This window comes from Rhizobium sp. 2MFCol3.1, from assembly GCF_000377565.1.
Lineage (GTDB): Bacteria > Pseudomonadota > Alphaproteobacteria > Rhizobiales > Rhizobiaceae > Rhizobium.
On record NZ_KB898371.1, the window covers coordinates 27,995 to 50,873 of the forward strand.

Here is a 22,879-nt window from a genome sequence, read left to right on the forward strand (position 1 = left end):
CTACAGTATGTCCTTGATGCATATCAAGATGTCCAATTATCAGTTCCGTTCAACGATCGCTTCCGGCATTACGAATTAATCTGATTGTTGCACTCAAGTATCGAGAAGGCCGGTTCCATCGGCTGCGCGGCTTCGGACCCCTCGTGGACATTTGATCAGGAGCATCTTACGACATGCATATTGCCCGCCCAGTTTCACGCCTCTTGCGCGCCGCAGCGCTGGCATCGGCCTTTTTCACTCTCGCACTGCCGCTTCGGGCCGCCGAGGTCACCGATGTCCTGTCGCGCAAGGTCAATGTCCCCGATCACGTCCAACGCGTCGTTCTGGGCGAAGGCCGGCTGTTCTATGCGATGGCGCTTCTGGATCACAATGCCCCGTTCGGCCGGATCGTCGGATGGCAGAACGATCTGCGCAAGCTCGACGAAAAGACCTTCGAAGGGTATCTGCAGAAGTATCCGCAGGCGAAGGATATCCCGCTCATCGGCGAAACCTCCGAAGCAAGCGTCAGCGTCGAGAAGATCCTGTCGCTGAAGCCCGATCTCGCGGTCTTCAGCATTGCAGGACACGGTCCGGGCGAACACAGCCCGATCGCCGACGTGCTCGCCAAGGCGGGTATCCCCGTCATCTTCGTCGATTTTCGCGTCCATCCGATCGCCGGCACCCGCACCAGCATTCAGGCGCTCGGGACCGCGCTGGGGCGTGAAAAGGAAGCGACGGCCTTCCTTGATTTCTACAATGCGCATCTGGCACGCATTTCAGATGCCGTGAAGGATCTGCCGCCCGAGGGACGTCCGAAGGTGTTTCTCGAGCTTCTCGCCGGCATCTGGAAGACGCCTGGCCACACCACTGGCAATGGTGGTCTCGGCGAGATGATCACAGCAGCCGGCGGCCGCAACATCGCCGAGGGCGTCGTGCCGGGCGCGATCGGCGACATCAGCGTCGAATACGCGCTGCAATCCGATCCCGACATCTATGTCGCCACCGGAAACAGGGCGCCGGGCGTGCAGCTCGGTGCGCAGATCGACCGGCCTCTTGCGGAAAAGACGATGACGGACCTTATGACGCGTCCGGAATTCTCCAGCCTGCGCGCGATCCGCGAGGGACGCAGCCACGGCCTCTGGCACGAATTCTACAACACCCCCTACAACATCCTCGCCATCGAGGCGCTGGCTAAGTGGACCCATCCCGACCTCTTCAAGGATCTGGATCCTGAAGCCACCAAGCACGAACTCTACAAGAGTTTCCTGCCGCTGGACGAGACCGGTACCTACTGGATCGATACGGCAGCCAAGCGTTGAGCGAGCTACGCTTGCCTGAGGCCATCGATCGGTCGCATCTCGGCAGGCAATCGCCTGCCGAGATCACCGTCGATAGGGCACTTGCCGTCGCGGTCTATCGCCGGCTGCTGCTGCGCCGCGCGCTGGTCGTAGCGGTCGCGGCCCTCTGTGTGGCCGCCGCTGCTGCCATCGATCTCGTGACCGGCGCCTCCAACCTGCCAGTTTCCGATCTCCTGCAAGGGATCATCGATCCGGCATCGCTGGACGCGGTCACGCGGGTGATCGTGTGGAACGTCAGGCTTCCTTATGCGGTCATGGCGGTTATGGTCGGCGCAGCACTTGCTCTTGCCGGCGCGGAGATGCAGACCGTGCTCGACAATCCGCTTGCAAGCCCCTTCACGCTCGGCGTCTCGTCGGCGGCAGCCGTCGGAGCATCGCTCGCGATCAGCTTCAATCTGGTTATGCCCGGGCTTTCGGCCAATTGGATCGTCTCGCTCATGGCCTTCGTCTTTTCGTTCGGATCGGTCCTTCTGCTACAGGCGGTGTCGAAACTGGCGGCGGGCGGGCGCGAAACGATCATCCTTCTCGGTATTGCGCTGGTCTTCACCTGCAATGCCATCGTTGCCTTGCTGCAGCTTGTCGCCCCCGAAGACGTTCTGCAGCAGCTCGTATTCTGGACGCTGGGCAGCATCGCGCGCGCCGATTGGGAAAAGGTCGGCCTGTTGGCGTTGACACTCGCCGTGGTGACGCCATTTTCGATAGGCTCCGCTTGGAAGCTGACGGTCCTGCGTCTCGGTGAGGACAGGGCGGCGAGCTCGGGTGTCGATGTACGGCGGTTGCGCTTTCTGTCGCTCATCCGCATCAGCTTGCTGGCTTCCATTTCCGTGGCCTGCGTCGGACCGATCGGTTTCGTCGGTCTTGTCGGTCCGCATATTGCTCGTCTATGTGTCGGAGAGGATCAGCGCTTTCTGCTTCCGGTCAGCGCTCTGATCGGAGCGCTCATCCTGTCGCTTGCATCGGTCACCAGCAAGTCGATCATTCCGGGCGTGACGATACCGGTTGGGATCGTGACCGCTCTCGTGGGCGTGCCGCTGTTCGTCGTGCTTGTATTGCGTCGGGGGCGGGCATGAGCACGTTTGAAATGGATGGACTGCGCCTGACCGGCGTCAATGTCGGCTATCGCCGCCGCCAGGTCGTGAGCGATTTCACGCTGCCCAGCCTGAGGCGCGGCACGGTCACGGCCCTCATCGGCCCCAACGGCGCGGGCAAGTCCACATTGTTGCGCGCGCTTGCCGGCCTGGGTTCTTTGACGGGCAAGGTTACGCTCGATGGTGCCGATGCCGCTACGATGGCCATCGCCGACCGATCATCGACCTTTGGTTATTTGCCCCAAACCCTGCCGCCGCCGATCGAGCTGACGGTTCTCGATTCCGTTATCGCGACGCTGCGCGCGTCCGCCCCGCATGGGCTTCCCCGTCTGTCGGGCAACGAGATCATGCTCGAAGCCTATGCAGCGCTCGACGCGATTGCCATCGCGGACATCGCCAACCGACCGCTGTCGGAGCTTTCCGGCGGCCAGCGGCAACTCGCCGGCCTTGCGCAGCTGATTGCGCGGCGCCCGGCTGTTCTGCTGCTCGACGAGCCGACCAGCGCGCTGGACCTGCGCTACCAGACACGCATCATGCGCAAGGTGCGCGATTTGACCGTTGCGCAAGGGCTGATCACAGTCGCTGTGCTGCATGATGTCGGGCTGGCCGCGCGGCATGCCGATCATGTCGCGGTTCTGTCGGAGGGCGGTCTTCATGGTTTTGGGAAGCCCGCAGATGTTGTTACCGCCGATATGCTTCGCCGCGTGTATGGTGTCGACGCGCGTGTCGAGACTTGTTCGCGAAACCATATACAGGTGATCGTGGACGAAGAATGCGAGGCTTAAGCACGCTCGCTGCGGCCGCGGCGGCGCAATCACATTGTTTTTATACTCGCTGAACAGCCGACCCGCGTCCTGCAAACTCGCATAAATAGTTGATTCAAAGTGCTATTCTCGCGTCTATCGTATTCATGAATGAGGGATATAGGTGCTATCTGTCGTGGCGTCGTAATCAATCCATGCACGGCGTCCTAGCTTCCTGCGCAAGAATATCGGCCGGTAGGGGAAGACGATGTCACGTGGGATCATTGCGGCAGCCGCCGCCTTCATTATGGCGACGACTATTTTTGTTGGATGGCAGGTACATGCCGAAGCCAACAAGACGACCTTTCCCGAGAATATCGATGAGCTCGTGCATTACGCAACGGTTCGTCGGGGCGAGGTAACCGAGCACCTTTTGACCAGCCAGGCAGCCATCGATGCCATCAAATCGGGCCAGTCCGTGCCGCTCGGCACCCATGTGGTGCTGGTCGACTACCGTGGCGGCGAGGTGTTTCGCTATTTCGTGATGGAGAAAGGCGAGAACTGGGGCGCTGATTTTCCTGAGAGCCGGCGGACCGGCGACTGGCAGTTCCAGTGGTTCAAGCCGGATCGGACGATCAATCTCGCCGAGAACACCGCTCGCTGTCAGTCCTGTCACAGCTCGCGCGCCGACGAGGAGTTCATGTTCAGCCACGGTAGCGTACAGTCCTTCAACGGCACGGCGATCGAATGACGGATGCAATCCCGGTTCAGCGCGGAAATAAGCGATGAGACCGATCTTTTTCATGCGCCTGACGCTTGATCTGCTGGCGGCCGTGCTTCTGATCGCAGGGCTGGCCTATTGGGGCACCGGCAATCTGGCGCACGAGCTGATGGGTGCCGGCATGTTCCTGCTCTTGATCACGCACAACATTTTCAATCGAGCCTGGTATGGCACGATCGCAACCAGCATAAGGCTGCGGCGCGGCCTTGGCGGCAAGGCGCTGAACCTCTCGCTTCTGCTGTTGATGATCATACTGCTGGTCACCAGCGTGATGATCTCGCAAAGCCTCTCCACCTTCGTGCCGCAAGCAGGCGGAACCATCGCCAGAGATGTTCACATCCTCGTCGCCTACTGGGCATTGGTGATTGTCGGCCTTCACGTCGGCCTGCAGTGGACGACCGTGCTCAACGCGGTGCGCCGCCTGCTTGGCATCACGCGGGACAGCGCGGTGCGAACGTTCGTTCTACGCATCCTGGCCTTAGCCGTCTTTTGCTATGGCGTCGAAAGCTCGTTCGTCATGGCCATGGGCACCCGTCTCAGCGCCCGGATATCCCTCGATTTCTATTGGGACTTCGAGGCGGATACGCTCGGCTTCCTCGCGCGCAACATGGCGATCGTCGGTACCTATGCCTGTATAGGCCACTACGCGAAGAAATTTCTGCGCCAGCGGCGGCGAGCGCGCCGCGAACTCGCCTGACGCCGGACCTGATAGTCAATTCAATCATGCGATGCCGCAAGCGCGATCGAATCCGCGACTTCGATACAACGATCGGACAAAGTGGCGGTCGCCACCCGCAGGTAGTTTCCCGGCACCAGCGAGAACTTCGCGCCCGGGTGCACGGCGATGCCGCGTGCAGCAAGCGTCACCATCGCGAAGGGCTCCGAAGAGACCGGCACCCAGGCGGAAAGGCCGGCGCCATGCGCGGCGTCGATGTTTCGATCGCGCAGCGCCTGCACCAGGTCGTAGCGCCGCTGGGCATAGATCGCGCGGGCCTTGCGCACGGTCTCTTGCGTGGCGAGATCGCGGATCAGCCACGCGCCCGCCGCCTGCAGGATACGGCTCGTCCAGCCGGCGCTGAAACTGCGGAACGACTGGATCTGCTCCACGATCGCTCGCGAGCTGGAGAGAGCGGCCAGACGCAGATCCGGCCCATGGGTCTTCGACAGGGAGAATATGTGGATCACCCGATCCGGGAATATATTCCCCATCGATTGCCTCGGTGCATCGGAGATATCGCCGACGCCGTCATCTTCCACGATCAGCGTATCGGCACCGCGCAGGACGTCGGCCAGGCTTTGCATGCGGGCGCTCGTCACGGTCTGGCCGGTGACTGAATGGATGCGCGGTTGGAATATGAAGGCGACGGGACGATAGGCCATCGCCTGGCGCAGTGACGAGGGCAGGGGACCTTCGTGGTCGCACTCGACTGGAATGATGCGCGCGCCGCGATCTTCGAGAATATCAAGCAGACGCATGGCCGTGGGGTTCTCGATCGCGACCGCCGCGCCGGGCATGACAAGTGCATGCATCAGCGTGTAGACGGCGTTGTAGCCGCCGTTGGTGGCGAGAAACGCCTCGGGCTCATAGGGCCATGTCTCTCTCACCGCCGCCTCGAGCTCGGGCAGAATGCGGTTGCGCTCATAACTGTTGAGATTCTCGGCCGATGCGCCGTAGACCATGGCTTGCTCGAGCCTCGGCAGAAGCGTGACATCGGGCACAGCAGCCGTCAGGTTCAGCACCTCCGCGCCGTAATTGCCGGAGCTCGCCAGCCGCTCCGGCTTGGCGACGAAGCGGTCGCCGCTCACCCATGTTCCATTGCGGCCCCGGCCGCTGATGATCTTCTGGCGGCGCAATTCGCTCCAGGCCTCGGAGATCGTGGCCGGGCTGATACCAAGCGCAAAGGCCAGGTCGCGAATGGCCGGCAGCTTGGTGCCAACGGGCAGCGCACCGCCGCGGATCAGGGCGCTCGTTTCGAGCGCGATCCCGCGAATCGTCCGATCGGTTATTTTTTGGGCAAACCACGCCGCATCCCGACTATCGCTCATTTTCGCACCATATTTAATGTTCAATAACGTAATAACATTTGATCAGTCTTATTTGAACATTTAACGATGCGCCAGACAAGTTTTAATGAGAGTGAATGCATATGCCGATCACACTTCGCCTTGCCCTTCGCGACTGGGACTACATGACCCCTCTCATTCTCGGCGACGTCGCGTCGTCGAAGCTCGACGTCAAGGTCGAGCGCGTCGGCACACTCGTCTCGCATGTCGGCAAGAGCGACACCTGTGATGCAGCCGAAATGTCCTTCAGCCGCTACACGCAGCTGCGTTACGACGGCGACCACAGCGTTGTCGGCATTCCGAACTTCATCATGCGCGGCTTCCGCCATCGCTGCGTCATCACCATGAAGGACAGCCCGATCACCGAGCTGTCGCAGCTTGCAGGCAAGCGCATCGGCGTCACCGGCTGGCGCGACTCGGGCAACACCTGGACGCGCGCCGCCGTGCGCCGCGAAGGCGTTCAGGTCGAGGACGCGATGTGGTATGCTGGCCGCCTGACGGAAGCGCATCCGATCGTAGATCGGCTTGACGGCTTCGGTCGCCCCGGCCTGATCGAAGCCGCCCCCGGCGAACGCCCGATGGTCGACCTGCTGCGCGAAGGCCAGCTCGACGCGATCTTCACCCCGTTCATGCCGGATGGCTATTTTGCCAATGGTTCACCTTTCCGGCAGGTTCTGTCCGATTTCCGTGGCGCCGAGCGTCGATATTTCGACGAGGTGGGATATGTACCCGGCATGCACCTCATCGGCATCAAGGCTGAGATCGTGGAAGAGAACCCCTGGATCATTGCCGAGCTCAGCCAGCTGATCGAGGAATCGCAGCGCATGTGGCTGAACAAGCGCCGCAAATATGCAGACACGTCGCCGTGGATGTTCGACGAGCTCCTGAAGACCTCCCTCGAACTCCCTGCGAACTGGGATGAAAACGGCCTTGCCGCCAACGAGAAGATGATCGCCGATTTCTCGGCCGAGCTGCACGCTCAGGGCATTCTCGCTCGCGAGATGACCCCTCTGGAACTCTTCCCGTTCGATACCGACGGCAGCCGCACGGGTACCACCGCCTAACCGCATGCAACCACGACAGCATTAATAAGGGGAATGAACATGTTGCTGAAGAAAATGACCTACCTCGTCCTGGCAAGCGCCGTGGCCACCAGTGCTGCGATGGCAGAGGACGCGGCCTTGCCGAAGCCGGCGCTCAACGCCGCGCTGCACGACAAGCTGCCTGATGCCATCAAAACCTCGGGCAAGATGATCTCCGTCAACAACGGTTCGTTCCCTCCCTATGAAATCGTCACCGGCACCGTCATGACCGGCGCCAGCGCCGACCTGACAGAAGCGCTGGGCGCCGTCCTCGGCGTCAAGATCGAGCATGAGACGGTCGGCGGCCTGCCGGCACTGCTCGCCGGCGTCAACTCCGGCCGCTATCAGTTCGCTTTCGGCCCCGTTGGCGACTACAAGGATCGCGAAGCGTCCAACGACTTCGTCGACTGGGTTCAGGAGTTCGTCGTCTTCGCGACCGTGAAGGGCAACCCGAAGGGCATCACCTCGCTCGACACGGCCTGTGGCCAGCGCATCTCGGTCATGGCCGGCGGTTCCGCCGAGCGCGTGATCAAGACCCAGTCGGACAAGTGCAAGGCCGACGGCAAGAGCGGCGTCGAAGTCCAGTCCTACACCGATCAGCCGAGCTCGATCCTCGCCGTGCGCTCCAAGCGCGCCGACGCCTTCTTCTCCTCGCAGGCGCCGCTCACCTATTTCGTCAGCCAGGCAAACGGCCAGCTCGAACTGACCGGCGTTGGCCAGAAGAACGGCTTTGAAGACATCTTCCAGGGCGCCGTCGTTCCCAAGGGTTCGCCGCTCGGACCTATCCTGATCGACGCCATCAAGGTACTGATGGCTGACGGCAGCTATGCCGCGATCATGAAAAAGTGGGGCCTTGAGAACAACATGATCAAGGAACCCGGCCTCAACCTCGGCGGACAGCTTCCCAAATGAGCACCAACACCACGACCAATGCACCGCCTTCGGGCGGTGCTGACTTCCGCGACGTCGTTACCGCGCATACGCCGTTCAGAACGGGACGCCTCGTTCTTTGGGCGATCATCGCCATCGTCGTCATCGATTTCGTCTGGATCGTCGCCAACAACGAGAATTTCGGCTGGCCGGTCGTTGCCCAATACTTCTTCGATCCGACCGTCATCAGCGGCCTCTATGTCAGCCTTGGCCTGACCGTCATCGCGATGATCCTCGGCGTCGCACTCGGCCTGATCATCGCGATCATGCGCATGTCGAACGACCGGTTGGCGAAAGGCTTTGCCTCGCTGTTCATCTGGTTCTTCCGCGGCACGCCGCTGCTGGTGCAGCTGATCTTCTGGTACAACATGTCGACGCTGTTTCCGCAGCTGTCGATATCAGTTCCCTTCGGCCCATCGCTGATCAGCTGGGACACCAATGCGGTGATCACGCCGATGACGGCTGCCATCGTCGGCCTCGCGCTCAACGAAGCGGCCTATATGGCCGAGATCATTCGCGGCGGCCTCCTGTCGGTCGATCGCGGCCAAGCCGAAACCGCCGAAGCCTTCGGCATGACCAAGGGCAGGGCGCTGTGGCGGATCATCATCCCGCAGGCGATGCGCTCGATCGTTCCGCCGACGGGCAATCAGCTGATCAGCATGATCAAGGCGACTTCGCTCGTCAGCGTCATCGCCATGGCCGATCTGCTCTACTCCGTGCAGTCGATCTATAACCGCACCTTCGAGATCGTTCCGATGCTGCTGGTCGCCGTCATCTGGTACCTGCTCATCACCTCGGTGCTCAATATCGGCCAGAGCTACATCGAAGCCTATTACGGCCGTAGCGAACGCCGCAACGGCGCGACCGCCAAGCCGGCCACTGTCGCCGCTGCAGAGGAGGCAAGCCATTGACCGCCGTCTCCAACTCAAAGCCGCTGGTTCAGGCGCGCAATGTCCACAAGTCCTTCGATCATCTCGAAGTGCTGAAGGGCATCGACCTCGACATCATGCCGGGCGAAGTCGTCGTCGTTCTCGGTCCGTCGGGTTCGGGCAAGTCCACCTTCCTGCGCTGTATCAACCACCTCGAGTCCATTCAAAAGGGATACATCGAGGTGGATGGCGAGCAGATCGGCTACCGGGTGCGCAAGGATCGGCTGGAGCGACTTTCGCCCAACGGGATCGCCCGCCAGCGCCGCAAGATCGGCATGGTGTTCCAGCAGTTCAACCTCTACCCGCACATGACGGTGCTGCAGAACATCATCGAGGCGCCGGTCGGCGTCCATGGTGAGAACCGCAAGGACGCGATCGAAAACGCCAAGCAGCTTCTGCAGCGTGTCGGCCTGTCGGAGAAGGCGAATGCCTATCCCCGCCAGCTTTCAGGCGGCCAGCAGCAGCGCGTGGCGATCGCCCGAGCACTGGCGATCAAGCCCAAGCTGATGCTCTTCGACGAGCCGACTTCGGCACTCGATCCCGAACTCGTCGGCGAAGTGCTTTCGACGATGCGCGATCTCGCCAAGCAGGGCCTGACGATGATTGTGGTCACCCACGAGATCGGCTTTGCCCGTGAGGCGGCCGACCGAGTGGTGTTCATGGACGGTGGTGTCGTGGTCGAGCAGGGCAAGCCCGAGGATGTGATCGGCAATCCGCAGCATCCGCGCACGCAGGCCTTCCTGTCGCGCTTTCTCTAACGTCCAGCTCATCCGGCCGAGCGCCGCTCATGATGCAATCGAAGACCCGGCCGGCCCTCACATGGGGCCGGTAGCGGACCACGCATGCAAAGAATTGGAACGGACATGACCATCGACAACGATTTCGCCCGCCTTTCGGATTTCGAGCCCATGGACGCCGAACTGCGCGCCATCCGCCAGCATCTGCACGCCCATCCCGAACTGTCGTTTGAAGAAACGGAAACCGCACGCTTCGTCGCCGAAAAGCTCGAGGGCTGGGGCTATGAAGTGACCCGCAACGTCGGTGGCAACGGCGTCGTCGCCCGCATGACGCAGGGCGCCGGCAAGAAGAGCATCGCGATCCGCGCCGACATGGACGCGCTTCCGATCACCGAGCAGACCGGCAAGCCCTATGCCAGCCAGGTTCCCGGCAAGATGCATGCCTGCGGCCACGACGGCCACACGACGGTGCTTCTCGGCGCTGCCGAATATCTGGCGCGCACCCGCAAGTTCAACGGCACGGTCAACCTGATCTTCCAGCCCGCCGAAGAGGCCGGCGGCTTCAGCGGCGCCCAGGCGATGATCGACGACGGCCTGTTCGAGCGCTTCCCGTTCGACGCCATCTTCGGCCTGCATAACCACCCCGGCGCGCCCGAAGGCAGCTGGCTCATGCGCTCGGGCCCGCTGATGGCGGCGGCCGACACGGTCGAGATCAAGATCACGGGCAAGGGCGGCCACGCATCGCGTCCGCATTTGACGATCGATCCCGTCGTCGTCGCCTGCAACCTCGTCGTCTCGCTGCAGACGGTCATCTCGCGCAATGTCGATCCGACGCAGACGGCTGTCGTCACGGTCGGCGCGATCCATGCCGGCGAAGTGGCCAACGTCATCCCGGAAAGCGCGAGCATGCTTCTGACGGTGCGCTCGTTCGACCCGAAGGTCCGCGAGATCCTCGAAAAGCGCATTCGGGCGCTGACGACCTCGCTGGTCGAAGGCTTCGGTGCGACCGTCGAGATCGACTACGCCTACGGCAACCCCGTCGTCGTCAACTCCGAGAAGGAAACCGAGTTCGCCCGCATGGTGGCCGAGGAGCTGGTCGGCGAAGGCAATGTCGCGCTTTGCCCGCTGATCCCTGGTAGCGAGGACTTCTCGCACTTCCTCCAGCACAAGCCTGGCAGCTTCCTGCGCCTCGGCAACGGCATGAACTCGGCGATCCTGCACAGCGCCAAGTACGACTTCGCCGACGACAGCCTGACGGCAGGTGCTGCAATGTGGGCACGCCTCACGGAACGCTACCTCGACGAGTAGTCGTTCGGCATCGAATTCTCCCAAGAAACGAAGAAGGGGCGCCCGCAACAGGCGCCCCTTCTTTCATGTCATGCAGACTTTTATATGATGCGGGCCGCGGCGCAGATGCGCCGGCGGCCGAAATTCCACTATTGGTTGGATGAGGCGGCGGATTTGTCCGCGGCAACCTGCGTCTGCGCCATCGCCTTCACGAGCGCCACGATCTTTTCGCGCAGCTGCGTGTCCGTGATCTTGATGAACGCCTTGTTGAGCGCGAGCCCTTCCTTGGAATGCAGGAATTCCGCGACCGGATCGGTCGTTGCCGTCAGATCGAGACCGGCGAGCGACAAAGGCTCCGACGGATCCTGCTGAAAGAAGAAACTTGGCGTGGTGTTCAAAACCTCAGCGATACGCTGCAGCCGGCTGGCGCCGATCCGGTTCATTCCCTTTTCGTACTTCTGCACCTGCTGGAACGTCACGCCGATCTGTTCGGCCAACCTTTCCTGGCTTAGTCCCAGCAACTGCCTGCGCATCCTGACTTGGGAACCCACATAGCTATCGATTGCATTCGGTGTCTTTGCATTCATCCTGTATTTCCTATGCCGGAATCAAAGCGAAACAGTCCCCGGCAAACCGGCTCCATCCAGCAACAACAGTTTGTCTTAGCAAGCGATCAAATTCAACCTCAGGATTATGACGATAAGGTGATCTGTCATTAAAAAGCGTTTAGATACCCTCTATACGTGCGGATAGTTCAATCTCTACCGCCGAAGCGAATCGGCCGGACCACACGGTCGACAATCTTCAACGTACGGTCGGGCTGGATCATGTAGGTCTCCTCGACCTGCTGCCCATACTGGTCGATGAAGTCGTGCGGGAAGGTCGAACCGATCGGCGACTTGGTGAGCTTCGTCCGGGGCTGGCCACTATAGATGATGCTGCCGGGAATCGGCGTCAGGCCGGGTGCGGAATAGTTCTTTCCGGTCGTGCATCCTGCCAGAAGAACCAGGGCGACAATCCCAACCACAGTCCGTTTCACCGCACCCTCACATCTTCGCTTCGCTTGAGCTGTGCATATATGGTCGCGGCCTGGAATGGACAGGAGAAACCGGCTTATCCCGGATGTTTTTTGATGGCGGCCTACACCGCCATCAAACGCTGCTTGCGCCGCGCGCCTAAAGCATCCCGCGTTTTGCCAGATTGGCCATCAGCGCGCTGATGCCGAAGGTCCAGGGCAGGCAGTCGTTCGAGCGGCGCACCGTGTTGACGAGCGAGCCGAGGCCGGCCGAGGAAATCTCCACGACATCGCCGATTTTGTGCGTGAAACCCTGGTTCGGCGCGTCGCGGTCCTGCGTCGGGGCAAACAGCGTTCCGAGAAACAGCATGAAGCCATCGGGATACTGGTGATGCGCACCGCAGGTCTGGCGCACGAGATCGGTCGGATCGCGGCTGATCTTCGACATCGAGCTCTTGCCGTGAAGCACGAAGCCATCTTGGCCGGTGACCTTCAGGTCAAGCTCGGCGCTGCGTACCGCATCGAGATCGAAGCTGTCATCGAGCAGGCGGATGAACGGGCCGATCGAGCACGAGGCGTTGTTGTCCTTGGCCTTGCCGAGCAGCAGCGCCGAACGCCCCTCGACTTCGCGCAGGTTGACGTCGTTGCCGAGCGCGGCGCCCCGGATTTCGCCACGGCTGTTGACCGCGAGCACGATTTCCGGCTCCGGATTGTTCCAGGTCGAGACGGGATGCAGGCCGACATCGGCACCCCAGCCGACGGAGGAGAGCACCGGCGCCTTGGTGAAGACTTCCGCATCCGGGCCGATGCCGACCTCCAGATATTGCGACCACATGCCTTCCTCGATCAACGCCTGCTTGACCGTGGCGGCTTCAGGAGATCCGGCCTTCAGATTGTTGAGGCTGCCGCCGATCAGCGTGCTGACGCGTTCACGGATCGCGGCCGCCCGGTCAGGATTGCCCGCCGCCTTCTCCTCGATCACGCGTTCGATCATCGACTGCGCGAAGGTGACGCCGCAGGCCTTGACCGCCTGCAGATCGACCGGCGCCAGCAGGTAGGGGCGCGAGGCATCCGGCTTGCCGGTGCTGTTTGCGGCGATATCCTCGAGCGTTCCGAGCGACTTGCCGTTAGCCGAGCGGACGAAGGCGACGAGATCAGGTCGCTCCAAAAGCGCGCTCATCGTCGCCACGTCCTTCGAGGTGATATCGATCACCTGTTGATCGCGGATTGTCACGAGGCTGGGGCCTTCGGCGGCAGGGTTCCAGACACGGCCAACGAAAAGACCACCCGAGGCGGCGGCGTCGAGAAGGGTATGAGGCATGATAATATTCCGTCACGCGAGCGATGGACGCGCTCTATGATCCAGGGGATGCGCCGCCCTCCAACCCAGCGGCAGCAAAATCGATCACATTCGCCTGCGACGGGCAAGGCCGGAATGCTGGGGAATGATCGCCTATTTCCGAAAATGCTCATGGGCCGGCGCCTGTCCAGACACCGGCCCATGATATACGTCGCCGCTTAGTGGTTGTCGCGCGGGATGCCCTTGGTCTGGGCGATCCGCTGATACTTCACCGCCGGCTCCAGCACTGCGCCGGTTTCCATCTGCCCGACATAGGAACGCTGGATTTCCTGCCACGGCGTCTGGCTTTCCGGATAGACATAGCCGCCGGCCGCGACCAGTTCCGCGCGCCGCTTGGCGATCTCCTCGTCGCTGATCAGGATGTTGGCGGTTCCCTTCTTGAGGTCGATGCGCACCTGATCGCCCGTCTGCAGGATCGCAAGACCACCACCGGCGGCCGCTTCCGGCGAAGCGTTGAGGATCGACGGCGAGCCTGATGTGCCCGACTGGCGGCCATCGCCGACGCAGGGGAGCGACGAGATGCCCTGCTTCAACAGGTAGTCCGGTGCGCGCATGTTCACCACTTCGGCAGCGCCCGGATAGCCGATCGGGCCGGCGCCGCGCATGAAGAGGATGGTCGCGGCGTCGATGGCAAGCGACGGATCGTCGATACGGTGGTGATAATCCTCCGGCCCATCGAACACGACGGCGCGGCCGGTGAAGGCTTCCGGGTCTTCGGGATTGGAGAGATAGCGGTCGCGGAACTCCGGCGAGATGACGCTGGTCTTCATGATCGCCGAGGAGAAGAGATTGCCCTTCAGCACGCGGAAGCCGGCGCGCTCCTTCAGCGGCCGGTCGAAGGGACGGATGACCTTCTCGTCCTCGATCATCGAGGCCGTGTAGTTCTCGCCGACCGTCTTGCCGTTGACCGTCATCGCCTTGGTGTCGAGATGGCCATGCTTGATCAGTTCGCCCATCACGGCGGGGACGCCGCCGGCGTGGTAATAATCCTCGCCCAGATATTCACCTGCCGGCTGCAGGTTGACGAGCAGCGGGATCTCCTCGCCATGGGTCTGCCAGTCGTCGACCGAGAGTTCGACGCCGACATGGCGGGCAAGGGCGTTCAGGTGGATCGGCGCGTTGGTGGAGCCGCCGATCGCGGAGTTTACCTTGATCGCGTTGATGAAGGCTTCCCTGGTCAGGATGTCGGATGGCTTCAGATCCTCGCGCACCATCTCGACGATCCGCAGGCCCGTTTCGTAGGAGATTTCCTGGCGGTCACGGTAGGGGGCGGGGATGGCTGCGGCACCCGGCAGCTGCATGCCGAGCGCTTCGGCAAGCGAGTTCATGGTGGTTGCCGTGCCCATCGTGTTGCAGTAGCCGGTCGAAGGTGCGGAGGAGGCGACGAGCTTGACGAAGCCCTGATAGTCGATCTCGCCACGCGCCATCATCTCGCGCGCCTTCCAGACGATCGTGCCTGAGCCCGTGCGCTCTCCACGGAACCAGCCGTTCAACATCGGGCCGACGGACAACGCGATCGCGGGGATGTTCACGGTTGCCGCGGCCATGAGACAGGCCGGCGTGGTCTTGTCGCAGCCGATCGTCAGCACCACGCCATCGAGCGGATAGCCGTAGAGCACCTCGACGAGGCCGAGATAGGAGAGGTTGCGGTCGAGGCCGGCGGTCGGGCGCTTGCCGGTTTCCTGGATCGGATGGACCGGGAACTCGATGGCGATCCCACCCGCATCGCGGATGCCTTCGCGCACGCGCTTGGCCAGCTCGATATGGTGTCGGTTGCAGGGAGACAGGTCCGAGCCCGTCTGCGCAATGCCGATGATCGGCCGGCCCGATTGCAGTTCTTCCTGGCTGAGGCCGAAATTCATGTAGCGCTCAAGGTAGAGCGCCGTCATGTCGGGATTGGCGAGGTTGTCGAACCAGGCGCGGGAGCGAAGCTGCGGCGCCCCGTTCTCGTCGATTGCAGTGTCACTGGATGAGGCGGGTGTTTTCTCGACCACGATCATTTTCCTTGGTTTTGCTGCGGTATTGTCATGCGGTTAGCCGATCGGTACCTCCAAGTATCATCGGCAACATGGCGGATTGTCGGCGCGCGAAACGGCTCACATTACTCCGGCAACGTTTACGGTGTTGCTTCCTCAGGCCGGAACATATTGCGAGATGAAGCGCGAGTCGCGACGGAAATCGGATGGCGACATGCCGGCGATATGGCGGAAGGATTTGTTGAAGGCGCTGATCGAGCCAAATCCGCTATCCATCGCTACCTGCAGCACATTCGCCTCTTCGTTCATCAGCATCGCCTGCGCGCGCGAAAGCCTGAGCAGGTTGACGTATTTGCTGAGCGTCATGCCCGTCGTCTTCTTGAAGAGGTTCATCGCATACTTCGGATGCAGGTCCGCTGCGCGGGCGATATCGACCGAATCGATCTCGTGCAGGAAGTTCAAGGCGATGAAATCGCACATGCGCGCGACGCTGCGCGAGGATTGCGGATAGGCCTGCTCGACATCATCGGTCGCCGACAAGCCGTTTGGCGCCAGCATCGAATAGGGCTCGAGCACGATGCGCTCGATGCGCAGAAGCATCTCCTCCACGGCATGCTGCGCCTTGGCGGCATCCCCGGATTTCGCATAGGCCACCCAGCGCGGAAAGTTCTCGATGTCGGCGGCATCGGTGGCGGACGTGAAGAGAATCTCGCCCTTCATCAACCGGCTCGAAATGTTGATCGGCACGCGCATACGGAAGAAATAGACCAGCGGCAGATGCCCGCCGGCATAGATCGAATCATCGCTGCTCTCGTCCATCTGGTGCGGTTGTCCGCCCCAGAACAGGCACATGTCGCCGGCCTTCATGCTGATGTCGTGGCCGTTCATGCGGTAGTGCACCTCACCACGCATGATGTAGTTCAGCTCCACCTGCACATGCCAATGCGGCATGAGCATTGGCGGCGGATGGTTGTGAAACATCTGGAGTGCCGTCGGCAATCCCTCGATGCTGCTCGCCCCCGGCTGATAGACAGCCCTCTGTTCAATCTTACTTTCCGCCAAATCCATATTCCCTTTTTAGGAGACAGCGGCTCCCTTGCGGTTAGTGTAGTCACGTTCGCTAAGGGACGGCAATTGAAAAGGGAGGATTTTCAATGCGCTTCAAACTTATCGGTGCAACCGCTGCTGTTGCACTTCTTGCATCCGGCTCCGCATTCGCGCAGTCCGCCAATCTCACCATCTGGAGCTGGAACGTCGCCGCATCGGCGCTGAAGTCCACGCTCGAGGGCTTCAACAAGCTCCACCCGGATATCAAGGTCACGGTGGAAGACCTTGGAAACCAACAGGTTTTCGACAAGATGCTTGCGGCCTGCGCTGCCGGCGGCGAGGGTCTTCCTGACATCGTCACCGTCGAAAATTTCGAGGCCGAAATCTTCTGGAATCGCTTCCCGGATTGCTTCGCCAACTTGAAGGACCTCGGCTATACGGCTGAAATTCAAGCGAAATTCCCCGAATTCAAGCGCACCGAGCTTGAAGTGGGCGATGTCGCCTATGCCATGCCCTGGGATTCCGGCCCGGTCGCCGTCTTCTATCGTCGCGACTTCTATGAAAAGGCTGGCGTCGATCCGGCATCGATCAAGACCTGGGACGATTTCATCGCCGCCGGCAAGAAAATCTCGGCCGCCAATCCAGGCGTCGTCATGGCGCAGGCTGACTTCAACGGCGACAGCGAATGGTTCCGCATGATCTCCAACGAGCAGGGCTGCGGCTACTTCTCGACCGATGGCCAGAACATCACCATCAACCAGCCCGCCTGCGTCGCCACCCTTGAGAAGGTCAAGGAGATGAAGGACGCCGGTACGCTGACGGCCGCCATCTGGGACGAAAAGATCCAGGCCAACACCGCCGGCAAGGCTGCCAGCCAGATGTATGGCGGCTGGTATGAAGGCACCGTGCGCTCGGGCTCGCCCGATCTGTCGGGCAAGTGGGGCGTCTACATGATGCCGAGCCTGACGCCGGACGGACCGCATGCGGCCAACCTCGGCGGCTCGTCGCTGGCGATCGCCGCCAACTCGGCCAACAAGGAAGCCGCCTGGACCTATGTCGACTACGCGCTCGGCACCAATGAAGGCCAGGTCGCGATGCTGAAGTCCTTCGGTCTCGTGCCGTCGCTGCTGTCGGCTGTGCAGGATCCCTTCGTCAACGAGGCGCAGCCCTATTGGGGCGGCCAGAAGGTCTGGGCCGATATTCTCTCGACCCTGCCGAAGATCAAGCCGAGCCGCGGCACGCAGTTCCAGACGGATGCTGACGCCATCTACAAGGCCACGCAGACCAAGTACTTCGCCGGCGGCTACCCCGATGCGAAGACGGCGCTCGACGATGCCGCCAAGCAGATCGAGACCGCTACCGGCCTTCCCATTGCGGAATGAGTGACGATGCCGGGCACCCCTTCGGTGCCCGGCTTCCATCTCTCGCTTCGACTTTGAGGAGAATGAAATGCCGATCCGGAACCGGAGCGCATATTTTTTTCTTGCGCCCTATCTGCTCGTCTTCGCCACTTTCTGGCTATGGCCCATCATCAGCTCGTTTCTGATCTCGTTTCAGAACACGCGCGTAAATCCCTGGAAATTCAGCGCTTCCGTGAATTGGGGTCGCCTGATCGGCGATCCCGCCTTCTACAATGCGCTCTATAACACGCTGATCATCCTGGTGATCCAGGTGCCCGTCATGATCGCGCTTGCGACGCTCATGGCAGTGCTTTTGAACTCGCCGCTCCTGAAGGCGCGCCCGCTCTATCGCTTTGCCTTCTTCGCACCCGTCGTCGTCGGCGAGGTGGCCTATGCCGCCGTCTTCCGGCTGATGTTCAGCATAGATTTCGGCATCGTCAACAAGCTGATCACCTCGGTCGGCCTGTCTCCCGTCTCTTGGTTCGACAATGCCAATGCCGCGATGGCGCTTGTCATCATCGCCGTCACCTGGCGCTGGGCGGGCTATAACGCCATCATCTTGCTCGCCGGTCTGCAATCGATCCCCGACGATGTCTATGAGGCGGCAACCCTCGACAAGGTGTCGAAGACCAAGCAGTTCATCCATATCACCCTGCCGCTGTTGAAGCCGATCATCCTGTTCTGCGTCATCCTGTCTGTCATCGGCACGATGCAGCTCTTCGCGGAACCCTTCCTGATCACCAATCGCGGTGGTCCCGGCGGCGGCACCGAGACGCTCGGCCTGCTGCTCTATCGCCAGGGCTTCCTGTCGCTGAACTTCGGCTACGCGTCGGCGATCGCCTACACCATGGCCATTCTCGCCATCACCATCTCGCTGCTCAATCTCTGGGTCGGGAGGGAACAGAAATGAAGTCCAAGTCCCAATCCAAGATGCTGCAGACCGTGCTGCTGCATGTCGTGCTGACGCCGCTCGCCATCGTCTGGCTTTTTCCGATCTGGATGATGTTCGTCTTCTCGACCATGCCCGACTACGGCATCTTCAGCCCTGACATCGTGCTCTGGCCGTCGACGAACTTCGTCGAGAACTTCAAGAACCTGCAGGCAGATACAGACTTCGTGCGTGCCATGTTCATCTCGGTCGTGGTCGCCTCGGTCTATACCTTCCTGTCGGTTCTGCTGACCTCGATGGCGGGCTGGGCGCTGGCGCGCTACCGCTTCGTCGGAAAGTCGATGGTCGTCGCCATCATTCTCGGCACCATCACGCTGCCCTTCGCCGTCGTCGTCATCCCGCAGTTCATCATGGTGGCCCGTGAGTTCAAGCTCGCCAACACCTGGGTGGCGCTGATCGTCCCGCCGCTGTTCAACTCGCTCGGCGTGTTGTTCATGCGTCAGGCCTTCTCGATGATGCCGGCGGAACTCTTCGATGCCGCGCGTGTCGAAGGGGTCAAGGAGCGGCAGATCTTCCTGCGGATCGCCTTGCCGCTGGCACGCCCGACGATGGCGGCGCTCGCAATCATCCTCTTCCTGGCGTCGTGGAACAACTACCTCTGGCCGCTGCTCATCAATTCCAAGCCCGGAATGATGACCGCGCCGGTGGCGCTCGGATCGCTGATCGGTCTCACCAAGGTTTCATGGGGCGGCATCATGGCCGGCGCCATGCTGCTCACCGCGCCGATCCTCGTGGTCTTCGTGTTCCTGCAACGTCACTTCATCGCCGGCATTTCGGCCGGCGCAGTCAAATAGTCGGGGAACGCCTGATGTCTGAACTTTCTTTGAAAAACGTGGTCAAGCGCTTCGGCGCGCTCGAGATCATCCATGGCGCCGATCTCGACGTGAAGGATGGCGAGTTCGTCGTCTTCGTCGGCCCTTCGGGCTGCGGCAAGTCCACGCTGCTGCGCATGATCGCCGGGCTGGAGGATATCTCCGGCGGCGAGATCAACATCGGCGGCAGGGTCGTCAACGACGTCGAGCCGGCCGACCGTGGTATCGCCATGGTCTTCCAGTCCTATGCGCTCTACCCGCATATGACGGTCGAGGAGAATCTGAGCTTCGGCCTGCGCATGAACGGCAATCCCAAAGCGGATACCGAAAAGCGCGTGAAGCATGCCGCCAACATCCTGCAGATCAACGAGCTGATGCAGCGGCGTCCAAAGCAGCTCTCCGGCGGCCAGCGCCAGCGCGTGGCCATCGGCCGCGCCATCGTGCGTGAGCCGCAGGTCTTCCTGTTCGACGAGCCGCTATCCAACCTCGATGCGGAGCTGCGCGTGCAGATGCGTGTCGAGATCTCGCGACTGCACAAGCAGCTCGGCACCACGATGATCTACGTCACCCACGACCAGACGGAGGCGATGACACTCGCCGACAAGATCGTAGTTCTCCGGTCCGGCAACATCGAACAGGTGGGCGCGCCGCTCGATCTCTACGACGACCCCGCCAACCAGTTCGTCGCCGGCTTCGTCGGATCGCCGAAGATGAATTTCCTGAAAGCCAAGGTGGTCGAGACGGGGGGCGGAGCGGCCACCGTCGCCATCGCCGGCGAGCAGAACGTGCGCCTGTCGCTGCCGATCACCTCGGTGGTCGAGAAGGGGGCTGACGTCACGGTTGGCATCCGGCCGGAGCATTTCAGCGATGCCGGGCAGGGGGACACGGATCTCACCGTCTCCATCGACGTCGCCGAACACCTCGGCAACACCAGCTACATCTACGCCACCACGAAAGGCGGCGAGCAGATGATCATCGAGCGCCCGGAATCACGCACCGCCGCGGAGCGCGACACGCTGACCGTCGGGCTCACCGCAAAACGCGTCTTCCTGTTCGACAGCGCCGGCAAACGCCTGCGCTGACCAATCTTTTCCATCCCAAGACTTCAATCCCAAGACTTGCAACTGACTGACATGAAAGAAGAGGACTTTCCCATGAGCTCAGATCAACCGATCCGCTGGGGTATCATCGGCCCGGGCACCATTGCGCGCACCTTCGCCGATGGCATCGCGCATTCGCGCACCGGCAAGCTCGTCGCCATCGCCACCCGCAATCCCGAAAAGCCGGGTCTCGCTGAGAACTTCCCCGGCGCCCGCATCGTCAAGGGCTACGAGGCGCTGCTTGAAGATAGCGAGATCGACGCCGTCTACATCGCCGTGCCGCACACCGGCCATGCCGAATGGGCGATCAAGGCGATCCGGGCAGGCAAGCATGTGCTGGTCGAAAAGCCGATCGCGCTCACTTCATACGATGCCGACGCCATCTATCATGAAGCCAAGAAGGCCGGCGTCTTCGCGGGCGAGGCCTTCATGTACCGCGTCCATCCGCAGACCGCGAAGATCGTCGAGCTGGTAAAGTCCGGCGCCATCGGCGCGCTGCGCGTCATCCGCACCAGCTTCGGTTTCAACATGGGCACGTTCCGCCCGGAACACCGCCTGTTTGCCAACGAGACCGCCGGCGGCGGCATTCTCGATGTCGGCGGCTATCCTGTCTCCATGGCCCGGCTGATCGCGGGTGCTGCCGAAGGCAAGCCGTTCCTCGAGCCGGAAAAGGTCGCGGGCGTCGGCCATCTCGGCCAGTCGGGCGTCGATGAGTGGGCGTCCGCCGTGCTGCAGTTCCCGGGCGGCGTCATTGCCGAGGTCTCGTGCTCGATCATGGCCAACCAGGACAACACGCTGCGCATCATCGGCTCGGAAGGCCGCATCGAGGTCAAGGACTTCTGGTTCGCGTCGGGCCACAAGGGCGGCGTCGGCAAGATCGAGCTCTTCAAGGGCAACGAGCAGCAAACGATCGAGGTCAAGGAAGATCGCTGGCTCTATTCGTTCGAAGTCGACGCGGCGGGCGATGCCATCCGTGCCGGCCAGCAAGAATTTACATCTCCCGGCATGGGCTGGGCCGATTCCGTCGGCAATCTGCGGGTGCTCGACCAGTGGCGCGCGTCGATCGGCCTGGAATACAGCGTCGAGAAGGCGGCAAAGCGGGTGAACAATCTTGCCGGCGACAAGGTCACGCTCGGCAACAGCATTCCCAAGCGCGCCATCCCGGGCATCTCCAAGCCCGCCTCGGTCGTCACGCTCGGCTTCGAGTTCTTCCCGAACTTCGCCGCCGCCTCGCTGACGCTTGATGCCTTCTATGAAGCCGGCGGCAATGTCTTCGACACCGCCTTTATCTATGGCGGCGGCAAGACCGAGAGCATCTTCGGCGACTGGCACACCAGCCGCAATGTCAACCGCGAAGGGATCGTGCTGATCGGCAAGGGCGCGCACTCGCCGCTGGTCTACCCCGATGTCATCGCAAAGCAGCTCGACCAGTCGCTCAATCGTCTGAAGACTGATTATGTCGACATCTACTTCATGCACCGCGACAACACCGATGTGCCTGTTGGCGAGTTCGTCGATGCCATGGACGCAGAGGTCAAGCGTGGCCGCATCCGGGGCATATTCGGCGGCTCCAACTGGACCCGCGAGCGCATGGATGAGGCAGCGGCCTATGCCGCGAAGAACGGCAAACTGGCGCCGGCTGCGCTGTCGAACAACTACTCGCTCGCCGAAATGCTCGACCCGATCTGGGCCGGTTGCGTGACGTCGTCGACCGACGAATGGAAGACATGGCTCAACGAGCGGCAGGTGCCGAACTTCGCATGGTCCAGCCAGGGCCGCGGCTTCTTCACCGACCGTGCCGGTCGCGACAAGCATGACGACGAGGAAATCGTTCGTTGCTGGTATTCCGACCGCAACTTCGTGCGCCGCGACCGTGCGATCGAGCTGGCGGGCAAGCTCGGCCGCAGCCCGATCCACATCGCGCTCGCCTATGTGATCGCCCAGCCGTTCCCGGTCATTCCGCTGATCGGACCACGCACGATCGCCGAGCTGGAAGACAGCCTTTCGGCGCTCGATATCAAGCTGACACCGGAACAGGTGAAGTGGCTCGAGGCATAATACATCGTCTTCCAGGATGATGTGAGAAAGCGGGAATTCGGGCTCCGGATTCCCGCTTTTTTTTCTGGCGTTCGCCGCCATTCGACCTATATCGGTCTCAGCGCTCCGACGAAGGGTTGGAGCAGCGCTCGGATGGGCGCAATTTCGCGCGATCAGCTGTTTGGCGACCCCGCGCTTAGGCATG

Annotated in this window: 21 protein-coding genes; 15 read left to right on the top strand and 6 right to left on the bottom strand. The window is 61.7% G+C overall.

Annotated elements, in window-relative coordinates:
• Nucleotides 1-173 precede the first annotated feature (173 nt).
• The 5 genes from D460_RS0126415 to D460_RS0126435 all read left to right on the top strand — a co-directional run bounded on the left by D460_RS0126415 (nucleotide 174) and on the right by D460_RS0126435 (nucleotide 4,646).
• Nucleotides 174-1,298 (top strand): ABC transporter substrate-binding protein, encoded by a 1,125-nt coding sequence (locus tag D460_RS0126415; RefSeq protein ID WP_018901620.1) that lies wholly within the window; start codon nucleotides 174-176, stop codon nucleotides 1,296-1,298.
• Between the two features lie 11 nt (nucleotides 1,299-1,309).
• A complete protein-coding gene (locus tag D460_RS0126420) occupies nucleotides 1,310-2,407 on the top strand; it encodes an iron ABC transporter permease (RefSeq protein WP_018901621.1) in 1,098 nt (365 codons plus the stop codon).
• Nucleotides 2,404-3,210 carry an ABC transporter ATP-binding protein gene (locus D460_RS0126425; protein WP_026283572.1) on the top strand — a complete coding sequence of 269 codons (807 nt, stop codon included), beginning with the start codon at nucleotides 2,404-2,406 and terminating at the stop codon, nucleotides 3,208-3,210. Before D460_RS0126420 ends, D460_RS0126425 begins: the two co-directional genes overlap by 4 nt.
• 226 nt (nucleotides 3,211-3,436) lie before the next feature.
• Nucleotides 3,437-3,919 (top strand): cytochrome P460 family protein, encoded by a 483-nt coding sequence (locus tag D460_RS0126430; RefSeq protein WP_018901623.1) that lies wholly within the window; start codon nucleotides 3,437-3,439, stop codon nucleotides 3,917-3,919.
• Nucleotides 3,920-3,953: 34 nt separating this feature from the next.
• The gene (locus D460_RS0126435) at nucleotides 3,954-4,646 is read left to right on the top strand and encodes a DUF4405 domain-containing protein (protein ID WP_018901624.1); all 693 of its coding nucleotides are present in this window, start codon (nucleotides 3,954-3,956) and stop codon (nucleotides 4,644-4,646) included.
• 20 nt (nucleotides 4,647-4,666) lie between these two features.
• Here the strand turns inward: D460_RS0126435 and D460_RS0126440 are convergent, their stop codons facing one another.
• Nucleotides 4,667-5,995 (bottom strand): PLP-dependent aminotransferase family protein, encoded by a 1,329-nt coding sequence (locus tag D460_RS0126440; protein ID WP_018901625.1) that lies wholly within the window; start codon nucleotides 5,993-5,995, stop codon nucleotides 4,667-4,669.
• A 101-nt stretch (nucleotides 5,996-6,096) separates the two neighbouring features.
• On the opposite strand from D460_RS0126440, the gene D460_RS0126445 reads away from it, so the two are divergent.
• From D460_RS0126445 to D460_RS0126465, 5 genes are all read left to right on the top strand, one after another.
• Nucleotides 6,097-7,077: a nitrate ABC transporter substrate-binding protein gene (locus D460_RS0126445; RefSeq protein ID WP_026283573.1), complete on the top strand. Its 981-nt coding sequence runs from the start codon at nucleotides 6,097-6,099 to the stop codon at nucleotides 7,075-7,077.
• Between the two features lie 39 nt (nucleotides 7,078-7,116).
• Nucleotides 7,117-8,007, top strand: coding sequence for an ABC transporter substrate-binding protein (locus D460_RS0126450; protein ID WP_026283574.1), 891 nt, complete (start codon nucleotides 7,117-7,119; stop codon nucleotides 8,005-8,007).
• The gene (locus D460_RS0126455; RefSeq protein ID WP_018901628.1) at nucleotides 8,004-8,936 is read left to right on the top strand and encodes an amino acid ABC transporter permease; all 933 of its coding nucleotides are present in this window, start codon (nucleotides 8,004-8,006) and stop codon (nucleotides 8,934-8,936) included. The genes D460_RS0126450 and D460_RS0126455 overlap by 4 nt, the downstream gene beginning before the upstream one ends.
• On the top strand, nucleotides 8,933-9,712 hold the full coding sequence (locus tag D460_RS0126460; RefSeq protein ID WP_018901629.1) for an amino acid ABC transporter ATP-binding protein: 780 nt from the start codon (nucleotides 8,933-8,935) through the stop codon (nucleotides 9,710-9,712). Before D460_RS0126455 ends, D460_RS0126460 begins: the two co-directional genes overlap by 4 nt.
• A 105-nt stretch (nucleotides 9,713-9,817) precedes the next feature.
• A complete protein-coding gene (locus D460_RS0126465) occupies nucleotides 9,818-10,999 on the top strand; it encodes a M20 aminoacylase family protein (protein ID WP_018901630.1) in 1,182 nt (393 codons plus the stop codon).
• 128 nt (nucleotides 11,000-11,127) lie between these two features.
• Here D460_RS0126465 and D460_RS0126470 read toward each other — a convergent pair whose 3' ends face one another.
• From D460_RS0126470 to D460_RS0126490, 5 genes are all read right to left on the bottom strand, one after another.
• Entirely contained in the window at nucleotides 11,128-11,565 is a 438-nt protein-coding gene (locus D460_RS0126470) for a helix-turn-helix transcriptional regulator (protein ID WP_018901631.1), read from the bottom strand.
• 167 nt (nucleotides 11,566-11,732) lie between these two features.
• Nucleotides 11,733-12,017, bottom strand: coding sequence for a membrane lipoprotein lipid attachment site-containing protein (locus D460_RS0126475; protein ID WP_026283575.1), 285 nt, complete (start codon nucleotides 12,015-12,017; stop codon nucleotides 11,733-11,735).
• Between the two features lie 136 nt (nucleotides 12,018-12,153).
• Complete coding sequence (locus D460_RS0126480) at nucleotides 12,154-13,314, bottom strand: fumarylacetoacetate hydrolase family protein (protein WP_018901633.1); 1,161 nt, start codon at nucleotides 13,312-13,314, stop codon at nucleotides 12,154-12,156.
• 197 nt (nucleotides 13,315-13,511) lie between these two features.
• On the bottom strand, nucleotides 13,512-15,308 hold the full coding sequence (locus tag D460_RS0126485) for an IlvD/Edd family dehydratase (RefSeq protein WP_026283576.1): 1,797 nt from the start codon (nucleotides 15,306-15,308) through the stop codon (nucleotides 13,512-13,514).
• 177 nt (nucleotides 15,309-15,485) lie between these two features.
• Nucleotides 15,486-16,397 carry a helix-turn-helix domain-containing protein gene (locus D460_RS0126490; protein ID WP_018901635.1) on the bottom strand — a complete coding sequence of 304 codons (912 nt, stop codon included), beginning with the start codon at nucleotides 16,395-16,397 and terminating at the stop codon, nucleotides 15,486-15,488.
• A gap of 86 nt (nucleotides 16,398-16,483) precedes the next feature.
• Here D460_RS0126490 and D460_RS0126495 point away from each other — a divergent pair, with 86 nt between their 5' ends.
• From D460_RS0126495 to D460_RS0126515, 5 genes are all read left to right on the top strand, one after another.
• Complete coding sequence (locus D460_RS0126495; RefSeq protein ID WP_018901636.1) at nucleotides 16,484-17,758, top strand: ABC transporter substrate-binding protein; 1,275 nt, start codon at nucleotides 16,484-16,486, stop codon at nucleotides 17,756-17,758.
• A 67-nt stretch (nucleotides 17,759-17,825) separates the two neighbouring features.
• A complete protein-coding gene (locus D460_RS0126500; RefSeq protein WP_018901637.1) occupies nucleotides 17,826-18,686 on the top strand; it encodes a sugar ABC transporter permease in 861 nt (286 codons plus the stop codon).
• A complete protein-coding gene (locus D460_RS0126505) occupies nucleotides 18,683-19,519 on the top strand; it encodes a carbohydrate ABC transporter permease (protein ID WP_018901638.1) in 837 nt (278 codons plus the stop codon). Before D460_RS0126500 ends, D460_RS0126505 begins: the two co-directional genes overlap by 4 nt.
• A gap of 14 nt (nucleotides 19,520-19,533) precedes the next feature.
• Nucleotides 19,534-20,619 carry a sn-glycerol-3-phosphate ABC transporter ATP-binding protein UgpC gene (gene ugpC / locus D460_RS0126510; protein ID WP_018901639.1) on the top strand — a complete coding sequence of 362 codons (1,086 nt, stop codon included), beginning with the start codon at nucleotides 19,534-19,536 and terminating at the stop codon, nucleotides 20,617-20,619.
• A gap of 72 nt (nucleotides 20,620-20,691) precedes the next feature.
• Entirely contained in the window at nucleotides 20,692-22,695 is a 2,004-nt protein-coding gene (locus tag D460_RS0126515; RefSeq protein ID WP_018901640.1) for an aldo/keto reductase, read from the top strand.
• The last annotated feature ends 184 nt before the right edge of the window (nucleotides 22,696-22,879 follow it).